Here is a 12,144-nt window from a genome sequence, read left to right as displayed (position 1 = left end):
TTGTTGTCGCCCGTCCCCCCACCGGTCTCCAGTCCAGGAACAGAACACGCCCGGCGCCGGGCGTGACGGCGAAGGAGGCTCGTGACGGTGACACCGCGAAGGCGCACGGTGACACCGCTGTCCGCCGACACACCGGGCCACGAGCCGGTCCGTCCGAGACGCCGTCGAGCATCACGTCCACCACAACTCGATCCCCCTAAGGACCTCATCCACATGAGTGAGACCGTTCCGAACACCACGGCCCCCGGCCGCAGATCGGGCGGGCGAGTCCATCGCCTCGCGCTCGCCGGCACCCTCGCGACCGTCCTGGGCGTCTCCCTGGTGAACGGCGTCACCCCGGCCGGCGCGGCCGAGGCCCCGCTGTCGCAGAGCGGCAAGGCCACCGCCTCCTCATCCGAGAGGGGCGACCTGTCCGCCGCGGCCGCGATCGACGGCAAGGAGAACACCCGCTGGTCGAGCGCCTTCAGCGACCCCCAGTGGCTCCAGGTCGACCTGGGCGCGTCCAAGGCGATCAAGAAGATCGTGCTGAAGTGGGAGAACGCCTACGCCACGGCCTTCACGATCCAGACCTCCTCCGGTGGAGGCCAGTGGAAGACGATCCACACCACGACCGCGGGCAAGGGCGGCGTGCAGACCCTGAACGTCTCGGCCACCGGCCGCTACGTCCGGCTCAACACCACCAGGCGCTCCTCCCAGTACGGGGTCTCGCTGTGGGAGTTCGAGGTCTACGGCACCGGCTCGGGCACCGCCACCCCCAGGCCGAGCGCCACCCCGACCACTACCCCGACCACCATCCCGACGAAGCCGGCCCCCACCACCGCGACCCCGCCTGCTTCCGGCACCAACCTGCCCAAGGGCCCGGTCCCGCCCGGCGCGGTGCGGGTGGCGGAGTTCCTCGCCGAGTGCCCCTACACCCACCGGCTGCCCGACGACCCGATCGTGATGCCTGGCCTCTCCGGCGGGTCGCATATGCACAGCTTCTTCGGCAACACCTCCACCAACGCCGACTCCGACATCAAGAGCCTGCTGAAGGGTGGCACCACCTGCAGCCCCAAGGCCGACCTGTCCTCGTACTGGGTGCCGACCCTCTACAGCGACGACAAGCCCGTCGAGCCGACCGGCACCACGTTCTACTACCTGGGTGAGGGCATCAAGGACGAGCTGATGGCCCAGACCCGGCCGCTCCCGCTGGGCCTGCGCATCGTGGCCGGCAACGCCAAGGCGACCGGTGTCAACGACCCCACGAGCAGCTCGCGCTGGTCGTGCCTGCACGCCGGCGAGGTGGGCTCCTCCAAGAACTTCGTCAACTGCCCGGCAGGCAAGATGCTGGAGTCCTACCTGGACTTCCCGCACTGCTGGAACGGCAAGGACCTGGACTCGCCCGACCACAAGAGCCACATGTCCTATCCGGTGAACGGCGCCTGCCCGGCCTCGCACCCGGTGATCGTGCCCAAGCTGCGCCAGGTGCTGCGCTACCCGGTCAGCGGCGACCCGGCCAGGTTCCGGCTCTCCTCGGGCCCCGGATACACCATGCACGCCGACTTCTTCAACGCCTGGCCCGAGGCCGAGATGGAGCGCCGCGTGCGTGACTGCATCCGCCCGATCGTCAAGTGCGGCGCCGGCGGCACCCCCTGAGACGACGGGTGATCGCTTTCAGGCGTGAGACACACCGTCCGGCCTGAACAGGGCGGGGCCCCACACACCGGGCCTCGCCTCACCACGGGATCGGCGTGAGCGAAGGAGCGACATGAAGGCGTCCACGATCGGCGCGACGGTACTCGTCGTGCTCACCGTGCTGCTGGTCTCACGATGTGTCGCCGCCGAGCCGCCGCCCCATTCGGCCGCGAATCACCCGTCGCCACGAAGCGGACCCGACGCGCCTCCCACACCGACCGGAGGCGCGTCGGGCTCCTTCAACGGCACCGACATCGCGTGGTTGCAGTTGATGATCCCGATGACCGAGCAGGCGGTACGCCTGCTGGAGCTGGCCCCCGGCAAGACCTCGAATCCGAACATCACGCGATTCGCCGAGGAGAACGTCGCCGATCACCGTACGACGCTCGGAAGGTTGCGCGACCTGCTGCGGAGGTCCGGGGTGCCGGAGAGCGACGAGCACGAGGGGCACGACATCCCCGGCATGGTGATCCCCGACGACTTCGCGGCCCTGAGACGGGCCGACGGCGCCGCGTTCGACCGGCTCTTCACCAGGGACGCGCGCGAATATCTCACCCAGTCGGTCCTGGTCGCGAAGGGCGAGCAGAAGTCGGGCTCCGACCCGGAGACCAGGGCGTTCGCCGCCACCCTGGAGAAGGACCACGGCGACCGGCTCACCCGGCTGGGGCCGTGAGCGGCCCCGCCTCCGGCACGCGCGCACGGCGACGCGCCGCCGTCCGGCCGCCCGCGCGCCGGGCGCGGCCCTTTCCGGTCCTCGCCCTCATCTGCGCCGGAGCCGTCGCGGCGACCGCGACGTGCTGGTCGGACCTGACCTCGGTCTCCGGGGTCGCCGGGGCACTGGCCTGGGCGGGCAGGCTCACCGGCATGCTCGCGGGCTACGCCTGCGCCGTCCTGCTGGGGCTGATGGCCCGCGTTCCCGCGCTGGATCGCGGGGTCGGGACCGACCGGCTGGCCCGCTGGCACGCGACGGGCGGCCGCCACACCATCGTCCTGTCGGCGGCCCACATGCTGTTCGCCGTCGCGGCCCATGTGGCACGGTCCGGCACGGGCGTGTTCGAGGGGACCGCGGGGCTGATCCTGGACGGCCCGGCCATGCTGGAGGCGACGGTCGCCCTCCTGCTGCTGACCGGCGTCGCGGTCGTCTCGGTGCGCGAGGTGCGACGCAGGATGCGGTACGAGATCTGGCACTACCTGCATTTCATCACCTACGGGGCCGTCTTCCTCGGGTTCGGCCACCAGCTCACCGGACCGGACCTCGCCGGCGGCGTCGTCATGAGGGTGTTCTGGTACGCGCTGTACGCCTCCGTCGTCGCCCTGCTGGCCTGGTACCGCTTCCTCACCCCCGTCCATCGCGCCCTGCGCCACCGGCTGCGGGTCGCCGGAGTCCGCAGGGAGTCGTCCACCGTGGTGTCGGTCTACCTGACCGGGGAGCACCTGGAGGAGCTGGGCGCCGAACCCGGCCAGTTCTTCCGTTGGCGGTTCCTCGCCCCTGGCATGTGGTGGACGGCCAACCCCTACTCGCTGTCGGCACCCGCCAACTCCCGCTTCCTGCGGATCACCGTCAAGGGTGTCGGCGACCACAGCGGCGCGCTGGCCGGGTTGCGGCCCGGTACCCGCGTGTGGGCCGAGGGCCCCTACGGGGCCCTCACCGCCGCGCGGCGCCGCAGGCCGCAGGTTCTGCTGGTCGGCGGCGGCGTGGGGATCAGCCCGCTGCGCGCGCTCTTCGAGACGCTGCCCGGCGAGGTGACCCTCGTCTACATGGCGCGCCGCGACGAGGAGCTGATCCTCCGCGACGAGCTGGACGCCATCGCCGCCGTGCGCGGCGCGACGATCCACTACACCGTGGACGAGCTCACCGGATCGTCGGGCGGGCGGAGCGTGCCGCTGACCGGGCGCGCCCTGCGGGCTCTGATACCCGGTCTGGCCGTCCACGACGTCTATCTGTGCGGCCCCTCCGGCATGACGGTCGCGGCGCGCCACGCCCTGCGCCGCGCGGGCGTGCCCGGCCGGCGCATCCATGTGGAGTCGTTCGACTTCTGAAGGGCGAGCCGGGTCGCGGCGACGGCCTCGTCCGGCTCCGGCTCGGCTTTGTGACCGCGGTATTCGCGCCGCCGGCTTTCGCCGATCACCACCGTGACGTGACGGCACCGTCCGGCGACGCACCCGCGCCGGTCACCCCGGCGCAGCGCGACAAAACTCCTTCACAGTGGCGAAATAGCAGAAAAGAACTCGGCGTTCATCGGACGGGGCAAACCTCTTCGCATCCATGACCTGGAGATAGATGCGATGACTGAAATCTCCACCATCGGGAACTCCCCCTGGGGCACGGCGATCGCACGAGCGGGTGCTTGCCTTCGCCCGAGAAAGGGCTATATTTACCAATAATCATAGTAGGGATTAAGGGTAATAACGATGCCCCTGCCGAATTTCCTCACGATCGGTGCCCCGAAAGCCGGGACCACCGCCCTGCACGCCGCACTGGCCCGGCACCCGGGACTGTTCATGTCCCCGGTGAAGGAACCGAAGTTCTTCCTCAGCGACGGCCCGCCGCCGACCAAGGGGGGACCTGGCGACGCCCAGACCTACCGCGAGCACGTCTGGCGGCGCGAGGACTACGAGGCCCTGTTCACGGCGGCACCGCCGGGCACGCTCACCGGCGAGTCGACCCCGTTCTATCTCTACGACCTGGCGGCGCAGCGGCGCATCAGGGAGACCATCCCCGGCGCCAGGCTCATCGTGGTGCTGCGCGACCCGGTGGAGCGCGCCCACTCCAACTGGACCCACCTGTGGTCGGCCGGGCTGGAGCCGATCGGCGACGTGGTCCTCGCCTGCGCCGAAGAGGAGCGGCGGGTCAGGGCCGGCTGGGCGCCGTTCTGGCACTATCGCGGGCTCGGCAAGTACGGGGAGCAGCTCGCACACCTGTTCACCCTGTTCCCGCGCGAGCAGGTGCTCGTCTACCGCTACCGCGACCTGGTCGACCGCCCCGCCGAGACCCTCGACCGGATCTTCCGCTTTCTCGGGGTGGAGACCGGCGTGGTCACCGAGGTCCCCAGGGAGAACGTGACCGCCCACCCCGAGCCGACCCGCGGGCACCGGATGCTGTCGCGGGCGCTGCGGGTGGGATCGTCCGTGGGACGTTTCCTGCCGTCGCGGGTGAGCGTGGCGCTGACCGACCCGCTGGAGCGCAGGCTGCAGGAGCGGGCCCGCTCCCGCCAGCCGCTCACCTGGGACCAGCGGGAGAAGCTGATCTCCTACTTCACCGAGGACGTGGCGCTGCTGCAGACGGTGACCGGCGAGGACTTCAGCGACTGGCTCCGCCCCCGCGAGCGCTCGGGCGGCCTGGTTGGCACCCGCCCCAACGGCCAGCGCCAGGCGCGCAACGGCCGCCCCCAGGCGTAGCGAGACGCTCCGGGACGCGGCTCGACGACCTCCGCCGGACGGTCCCGGGCACCGTGGCACGCCCGGGACCCCGTGCCGTGATCAGCGCAGTTCGGTGCGGAGCTCGTGCGCCCCGTCCGCACGGGTGTACTCGTAGTAGAGCCGCCGCCCGCCGCCCGGCAGATCCACGATGTCCAGGTAGCGAAGGCCACCGCCCGCGTACGGCGAGACCCCGACGGGCTCGGTGCCGAGGGGGGTCAGCTCCGCCGGATCCGTGCCGACCGCGACACCGGTCTTCTCCTCGTAGTTCTCCGCCGCGGTGGCCCTGCCGTCGTAGAAGGCCACCACCCTGTCGCCGAGGAAGCGGACCGCGGCCACCCGCGCGCCCCTGGCGTCCCAGGTGCCGGGACGGCCGCTGAGCGCGGTGCCCTGCCAGGTCCACTCGATGCCGTCGGCACTGGTGGCGTAGTCGGTCACCATCTGGTCGGCCTCGTGGTCCTCCTCCAGCGGGTGACAGGAGGCCCACAGGTGCCAGAGGCCGTCCCGCAGCACGATCACCGGGTCCTTGACGCCGGTCTTCGGGTCGCCCGGCAGCACGACCTGCCGCTGCGAGGCCCGGAAGCCGGACGGGTCGTCGGCCTCCAGCACCTCGACCCGCCAGTGCTTGGTGTCGTAGGTGGCACAGCTGAGGTAGAGCCTCCAGCGTCCCTCCGGCGTGCGTACCAGGGTGGGCCGCTCCAGCGACTCCGTGTCCATCTCCTCCCTGCCGATCGTGAGCAGGGTCTCGAACCGCTCACCGTCGACGGAACGGGCGACGGCGACGGCGTAACCACGGCCCTCGCCGACGGGGCGGCGCAGCCGGTAGGCGAGGTAGATGAGCCCGTCGCTCGCCACGGCGCTCGGCGCGCCGGCCCAGTGGCCGGCACCCGGCTGTGCCGGTTCGATCGCGACGACGGAACGGTCGGGGTCGGGAAGGAAGTCCTCGATTGTCACGACACCGAGATTAGGCATGCCTTGCGCAACACTCACGGAGAATCACCAATCATCATCACGAGCTTTGTCACCCCTTGACGGCCAAAGGGCAGATCATCCTTGGTTTCTCCGGCGCGAGGGGCGCCGGTGGCCGCCACCTTCCGCGACCGGGTCGGCACGATCGGGCGTACCGGGGGTGACCCGGTCCGGGGTGCCGGGACGGTGCCGGAGAGGTGTTCGCGACACCGGGCCCGGTGAAGGCCTCGATGCCCGACCGTACAGGGTCCGGAGAACTGCTCGGACGCGGCGGGCCGAGGACGCGTCCCCCTCGCCACCAGGTCGCGGATCCGCGCCGCGCCCTCCGCGCCATCTCGCCGCGGCGCCCCCTCGTCACGCTCGTCCGCGAGAGCGGCCGGCCCGCCGGCGACACGCCTTCCACGATCGTCCGGAGCCGTCAGGAGCGTCGGAGCGTCGCGCTCGGCAACGGGATCGCGGGGAACGGATTGTCCGGCGGCAGGATGAGCCGCCTCGCCTCCTGCGGGCGGGCGGTGGCCTCCAGGTGCAGGAGTGCGGCCCCGACCCCCGCCGCCCCGACCATGTAGCCGGTGTCGGCGGTCACCTCCCAGGGGCGCAACCGCCGGTAGGCCTGGTACCAGCGGGTGCCCCTGCCGTCGTGGCCGGTGGCCCGGCCGACCAGGTTCTCCCCCAGCGTGCGGGCGAACTCCAGATGCCGGCTGTGGCCGGTCGCCGCCCAGAGTCCCACGAACAGCTCCACCAGACCGGCGGTGCCGCAGCACTGGCAGGCCGAGTTCCAGGAGCCGCCGCTCTGGTTGGCGGGGGCGCCGCTGCGGACGATCCCCCGCGCCAGCCGCTCGGCCCAGTCGAGATCCCCGGCGTCGCCCGACACCCGGTGCAGCTCGTAGAACATCCGGGCGACCCCGGCCGAGCCGGAGCAGAAGCCCAGGTAGTGCAGGTCGCGGCCCTGCGGGATGTGGTGCGGCACCAGCGCGCACCGCTCGTTCACGGCGCTGACCGCGCGGACGAAGTCGGCCCCCCTGCGGGAGGCGCCCAGGAAGGCGCTCTCGCCGGTCACGCCGTACAGGCGGGCGAGCAGGAAGGCGGTGCCCGCGGTGCCGGACAGGAAGCCGGGGGTGACCGCGTCCAGGGGCAGGTCGGCGCAGGCGCCCTCGCCGAAGCGGTGACCGGGGACGACGAGCGTGGCGATGCGGGCGCCGGCCTCGACCGCGACCTCCTGGTAGGCGGGCACTCCCAGGATGCCCGCGGCGTGCAGCAGGCCGAGGATGATCCCGCCGTCGCCTCGCTGCGCGGGGTCGCCGGTCCAGCCCAGGCCGCCGTCGACGGGGCGGGCGCTGCGCACGATGCGGTCGGCGACGGCGCCGGCCTCGACCTCGAAGCCACCCTCGCCGGTGGCCCAGCCGGTCTCGGCCAGGGCGAACATCACTCCGGCCAGGCCGTGATGGAGGGAGAGGTCGGCCTGCTCCCGCCAGGTGGCGGCGAGGTATCGGGCTCCGGCCGTGGCGTCGTCGAGGTAGCCGTCGTCTCCGGTGGCGGCGGCGAGTTCCAGGAAGAACAGGATGATCCCGGCCGCCCCCGAGTACAGCGAGAGGGGGTGGTCGGGCATGGCGGCCCGGCCTCGGGGGTCGGGATTGGCCAGCCAGTGCCGTCCGCGTTCGTCGTCCACGGCCGCGGAACGAATCCAGCGCGCGGCGCCGACCGCGGCGGCCAGCGGGCTCTCGGCCTCCGGCTCCAGGCTCATGGCGGCTCCTTCGTACGGCGAGACAATCATTTTACCTGTATTTCCTACAGGATCAATAGGTAATCTGGTTCACCGACACGCGGAACCTGCCCCGCGCGAGGGTCGACCATGCGGGCCCTTCGCCGGCTCACCCCGGCCCGCCGACGTCTCGGACCTGGCGGTCGTGAAGGAGCAGCTCGCTCATGACCGATCCCGCCAGGTCGAAGCCTCCGACGTGGGCGAGGTAGCCGCCGGCCTCGAAGACCGACCCGTCCAACGGGATGAAGACGCCTCCCGCCCGCCGGACGAGCAGCGACCCCGCCGCCATGTCCCACGGACTGACCCTACTGCCGTAGGCGACGTCCGCCCACCCGCCCGCGACGTACGCCAGCTTGAGCGCGGTGCTGCCCGGGCGGCGCGTGGAGGCGAACGCCTCCAGCATCCTGCCGAACCGGCGCAGCGTCTCCTCCCCGCCCTCGGTCACCTCGCGGGGAGTGGGATAACTGGTCAGCAGAACCCCCTCCCGGTCACGCGTCGCGCCGGCGCTGCGCAGCCGCGTGCCGTTGCACCGGGCACCGCCAGGATCGGCTCGGAACTCCTCGTCTCGCACCGGGTCGTACACCACCCCGGCGACCACCTCGTCCCCGACTGCCGCGGCGATCGACACGCAGAAGAACGGCAGCCCCGCGGCGAAGTTCGCGGTCCCGTCGATCGGGTCGACGTACCAGCGGATCTCACCCGAACCCGTGCTGCCGCCCTCCTCGCCGATGACCGTGCTCCCCGGGACACGCCTGTCGATGACCTCTCGGATGATCTCCTCGGCGGCACGGTCGTGCTCGGTCACCGGATCGTGGAAGTCGCTCTTGGTCTCGACCGCGGGACGCGACCTGAACGCCCCGCGGAGCCGGTCGCCCACCGCGCGGGCGGCCTCGGCCGCGACGGCGGACAGCTCCGTCGCGGTGCTCTGATCCCTGCGCTGATCCATGCTTCCTCCAGTGGCGCGAACGGCGGCGCGAACAATGGTCCCTGTCCCGGTGGCCAGGACCGGACGGTTTTTGTCAAGACATTCTGATGTCCGCTAGCCTGACGGCGCGGCGTGTCAACGGGGAGGGCGAATGACGCAGCTCGCCATCGATCTCGACCGGTCCAGCCCGGTCCCGCTCTACTTCCAGGTGGCCGAGCAGATCTCCGAGGCCATCCGCCGCGGCGATCTGCCCCCGGGGTCGCGTCTCGACAACGAGATCCTGCTCGCCGGTCGGCTGGGCCTGTCGCGGCCGACCATCCGCCAGGCGATCCAGTATCTGGTCGACAAGGGCCTGCTGGTGCGCAAGCGAGGTGTCGGCACCCAGGTGGTGCACGGCCAGATCAGGCGTTCCATCGAGCTGACCGGCCTCTACGACGACCTTCGCAGGGCCGGCCAGGAGCCGGCCACCAGGGTGCTGCTCCTGGGCCCGGCTCCGGTGGGCGAGGATGTCGCCGCGACCCTCGGCGTCGCGCCCGGCACCGAGATGCTCCGCCTGGAGCGGATCCGCTACGCCACGGGGGAACCGCTCGCCCTGTTGCACAACTGGCTGCCCTGCGGGCTCGCCCCGCTGACCGCCGAGGGCCTTCGGGAGCACGGGCTGTACGAGACGCTCCGCGCCTCCGGGGTGCGGATGCGCGTGGCGAACCAGCGCATGGGGGCGCGGGCGGCCACGGCGGCCGAGGCGAGACTGCTCGGCGAGCGGCGCGGGGCGCCGCTGCTCACGCTGATCCGCACCACCTACGACGACCAGGGCAGGGCCGTCGAGCACGGCTCCCACCTCTACCGGGCCTCGCACTACTCCCTGGAGGTCACGCTCATCGAGCGCTGACCGGGCGGCGGGCTCCCCAAGGTCAAATCTGCGCCAAACAACCGGTGCGCGATGGTGCCCGACGCGTGATGATTCGTCCCTTGGGGATGTCATATGCGTAATCACCGCTCAGGAAGCGCCGGTATGACGCCAGATCCGAGACAAGACCATGCGCGGCCGGAAGGATGAGTGGGCGGCGGCCCTCGCCCTGCTCGAAGGCGTCGCGTCCACGACCGGGAACGTCATGCTCGTCGAGGGCGAGCCGGGGATAGGCAAGTCGCTGCTGCTCGCCGAGGCCGCGAGCGCCGCGAGCGCGCGTGGGATGTCGGTGGCGGGCGGCCGGGCCGACGAGCTGGGACGGCTCACCCCCCTGGGGCCGCTGCTGTCGGCGCTTGAGGAGTCGCCGACGACTCCGATGCCCCTGACCAGGAGTTTCTTCCCCGACGGGCCGGAACTGCTGCTGTGGCTGGCCGAGCAGGTCCGTACCTCGCTGGAGAGAAGACTCGCCTCGGGGCCTCTGCTGGTGATCCTCGACGATCTCCAGTGGGCCGACCCCGCCACGATCATGGCCCTGCGGACGATGCCCTCGCGACTCGCCTCACGCCCGGTGACATGGCTGCTGGCCCGCCGCGACGCCCCGGCCGGCGGCGACGCGGGCCGGCTTTTCGACCTGCTGGAGGAGGAGGGGGCCGCCCGGACCGTTCTGCGCCCGCTGGACGAGGGCGCGGTGGCCGAGGTCTCCGCCGACATCCTGGGCGCGCCACCCGGGCGGGAGCTGGCGGCGCTGGCCGCCCAGGCCGCCGGCAATCCGCTCCTGCTCTCCGAGCTCCTCACCGGGCTACGCGAGGAGGACGCCGTCCTGGTCGAGGACGGCGTCGCCCGGCCGGCCGGGATCACCTCCGCCCAGGCGGCGCTGCCCGCGCGCCTGCACGACGCCGTCCGACGCCGCCTGAACGAGCTCGGCACCAGGACCCGTTATCTGCTGGAGGCCATCGCGGTGCTCGGCCGCTCGGTCACACCTGCGTACGCGGCCAGGATGCTCGGCGAGACCCCGGCCGCGTTGCTCCCTCCGCTGGAGGAGGCACTCGCGGCCGGGGTCCTCGTGGCCACCTCCGACGAGCTGACGTTCCGTCACGAACTGGTGTGGCGGTCGGTCGTCGACAGGGTGCCCTCACCGGTGCGCCGGGCGCTGCGGGAGCAGGTCGAGCGCTCCACCGCGCCCCTCCGGGGCGGCGACGGCGGGAGGCTCCTGGACCTCGCCCTGCTCGCGTGGAACGAGGGCGACCTCTCTCGCGGGCTGGGCCTGGCGCGCGAGGCCGTGGAGCGACCGGCCGGCGGCCCGCACCGGCAGCCGCGGGCGGTGCTGGCCACGATGCTCGTCGACCTGTGGCTGCTGGACGAGGCGGCAGCGGCGACAGAGATCGCCGCCGAGGAGGCCGACACCGCGGGTGAGCCCTCGTGGGCCGCGGAGATCCCCGTTCTCCGCGCCCGCCTGGACCTGGCCACGGGCCGGATCGGCGCAGCGATCAAGCACGCGGAGGTCGCCCTGACCACCGCCGAGGCCCTGGAAGCGCCGATGCTGGTCTCCTCGTCCCTGTCGGTGCTCGGCACCGCGTCACTGCGGTCGGGCGACCTGCCTGGGGCCGTCAGGTACATGGAGAGGGGCCTGGTCAGGCCGGCATCCGGCATGCCGCCGCCCGCACGGCTGCGATCGGAGCTGGTGGCCGCGCGGATCAGGGAGGCGCGCGACGGCGCCGCGGGTGGCATGAGCTCGCTCGGCGGGGTCTACGACGCGCTGCCCCTGCACCTCGGCGCGCTGACCGGCGAGCCCGCGGCGGCGGCGTGGCTGGTGCGGGTGGCGATGGCCGTGAACGACCGGCGCAGGGCCGACGCCGTGGTCGACGCCGCCGAGGACGTCGCCTCCCGCAATCCCGGCCTGTCCAACCCGTCGGTCTCCGCCGACCACGCGCGAGGGCTGCGGGAGGGTGACGCCGAGGCGCTGGGCCGCGCGGTGGCCGGGTACGTCGATCCCTGGGCGAGAGGGTCGGCGGCGGAGGACCTCGGGGTACTGCTGGGGGTGGGCGACGGCCACAGGGAGCTGGCCGTGGGGAGCCTGAAGACCGCCCTGACCTGCTACGGGGCCGTGGAGGCCGTCCGGGACGCGGCGCGGGTGCGGGGCAGGCTGCGGCGTCTGGGCGAGCGGTGCCGCCACTGGGTCAGGACCGCCCACCCCACCTCGGGGTGGGCCAGCCTGACCGGCACCGAGCAGGCCGTCTGCGATCTGGTCTCCCAGGGGCTGACGAACCGGCACGCCGCCGAGCAGATGTTCATCAGCGAGCACACCGTCGCCTTCCACCTGCGGCAGGTCTACCGCAAGCTGGGTATTCACTCACGGGTCGAACTGGCCAGGCTCGCGGCACAGGAGAGCGGCCACCGGCGTCCTGGCTGACGTCCTCCTGGCGCGTCCTCCTCGAGGAGGACGGGGCGTGGTTCCGGTATCGCACGACATTTCGGTATTTCGGGGACGTCGAC

The 12,144-nt window shown here is 72.2% G+C and carries 9 protein-coding genes; 6 read left to right on the top strand and 3 right to left on the bottom strand.

Going from position 1 to position 12,144, the window contains the following annotated elements; genetic code table 11:
• The first annotated feature begins 213 nt into the window (after nt 1–213).
• The 4 genes from ACFY3D_RS22525 (at nt 214) to ACFY3D_RS22510 (ending at nt 5,073) form a co-directional block, all read left to right on the top strand.
• Complete coding sequence (locus tag ACFY3D_RS22525; protein ID WP_389981978.1) at nt 214–1,635, top strand: DUF1996 domain-containing protein; 1,422 nt, start codon at nt 214–216, stop codon at nt 1,633–1,635.
• 112 nt (nt 1,636–1,747) lie between these two features.
• Nucleotides 1,748–2,347, top strand: a complete 600-nt coding sequence (locus ACFY3D_RS22520) for a DUF305 domain-containing protein (RefSeq protein ID WP_389981976.1) — start codon at nt 1,748–1,750, stop codon at nt 2,345–2,347.
• Complete coding sequence (locus ACFY3D_RS22515; protein ID WP_389981974.1) at nt 2,344–3,714, top strand: ferric reductase-like transmembrane domain-containing protein; 1,371 nt, start codon at nt 2,344–2,346, stop codon at nt 3,712–3,714. The genes ACFY3D_RS22520 and ACFY3D_RS22515 overlap by 4 nt, the downstream gene beginning before the upstream one ends.
• Nucleotides 3,715–4,086: 372 nt before the next feature.
• Nucleotides 4,087–5,073 carry a sulfotransferase family protein gene (locus tag ACFY3D_RS22510; RefSeq protein ID WP_389981972.1) on the top strand — a complete coding sequence of 329 codons (987 nt, stop codon included), beginning with the start codon at nt 4,087–4,089 and terminating at the stop codon, nt 5,071–5,073.
• An 81-nt stretch (nt 5,074–5,154) separates the two neighbouring features.
• On the opposite strand, the gene ACFY3D_RS22505 is transcribed toward ACFY3D_RS22510, so the two are convergent.
• From ACFY3D_RS22505 to ACFY3D_RS22495, 3 genes are all read right to left on the bottom strand, one after another.
• Nucleotides 5,155–6,045 carry a hypothetical protein gene (locus ACFY3D_RS22505; RefSeq protein WP_362925722.1) on the bottom strand — a complete coding sequence of 297 codons (891 nt, stop codon included), beginning with the start codon at nt 6,043–6,045 and terminating at the stop codon, nt 5,155–5,157.
• A gap of 433 nt (nt 6,046–6,478) precedes the next feature.
• Nucleotides 6,479–7,801 carry a lanthionine synthetase LanC family protein gene (locus ACFY3D_RS22500; RefSeq protein ID WP_362901278.1) on the bottom strand — a complete coding sequence of 441 codons (1,323 nt, stop codon included), beginning with the start codon at nt 7,799–7,801 and terminating at the stop codon, nt 6,479–6,481.
• Nucleotides 7,802–7,928: 127 nt separating this feature from the next.
• Entirely contained in the window at nt 7,929–8,765 is an 837-nt protein-coding gene (locus ACFY3D_RS22495) for an inositol monophosphatase family protein (protein WP_389981969.1), read from the bottom strand.
• Nucleotides 8,766–8,895: 130 nt separating this feature from the next.
• Here ACFY3D_RS22495 and ACFY3D_RS22490 point away from each other — a divergent pair, with 130 nt between their 5' ends.
• Nucleotides 8,896–9,633, top strand: coding sequence for a GntR family transcriptional regulator (locus tag ACFY3D_RS22490; protein ID WP_389981967.1), 738 nt, complete (start codon nt 8,896–8,898; stop codon nt 9,631–9,633).
• A gap of 148 nt (nt 9,634–9,781) precedes the next feature.
• Complete coding sequence (locus tag ACFY3D_RS22485; RefSeq protein WP_389981965.1) at nt 9,782–12,061, top strand: AAA family ATPase; 2,280 nt, start codon at nt 9,782–9,784, stop codon at nt 12,059–12,061.
• The last annotated feature ends 83 nt before the right edge of the window (nt 12,062–12,144 follow it).

The organism is Streptosporangium sp. NPDC000509 (assembly GCF_042898365.1).
Taxonomy (GTDB): domain Bacteria; phylum Actinomycetota; class Actinomycetes; order Streptosporangiales; family Streptosporangiaceae; genus Streptosporangium.
Note: the sequence above shows the minus strand (reverse complement) of the source record. Positions and strands in the feature narration are given on the sequence as shown.

Coding starts and splice junctions, on each gene's coding strand:
- ACFY3D_RS22510 (WP_389981972.1), top strand. CDS start 4,087: ATGCCCCTGCCGAATTTCCTCACGATCGGTGCCCCGAAAGCCGGGACC.
- ACFY3D_RS22525 (WP_389981978.1), top strand. CDS start 214: ATGAGTGAGACCGTTCCGAACACCACGGCCCCCGGCCGCAGATCGGGC.
- ACFY3D_RS22495 (WP_389981969.1), bottom strand. CDS start 8,765: ATGGATCAGCGCAGGGATCAGAGCACCGCGACGGAGCTGTCCGCCGTC.
- ACFY3D_RS22485 (WP_389981965.1), top strand. CDS start 9,782: ATGCGCGGCCGGAAGGATGAGTGGGCGGCGGCCCTCGCCCTGCTCGAA.
- ACFY3D_RS22490 (WP_389981967.1), top strand. CDS start 8,896: ATGACGCAGCTCGCCATCGATCTCGACCGGTCCAGCCCGGTCCCGCTC.
- ACFY3D_RS22500 (WP_362901278.1), bottom strand. CDS start 7,801: ATGAGCCTGGAGCCGGAGGCCGAGAGCCCGCTGGCCGCCGCGGTCGGC.
- ACFY3D_RS22520 (WP_389981976.1), top strand. CDS start 1,748: ATGAAGGCGTCCACGATCGGCGCGACGGTACTCGTCGTGCTCACCGTG.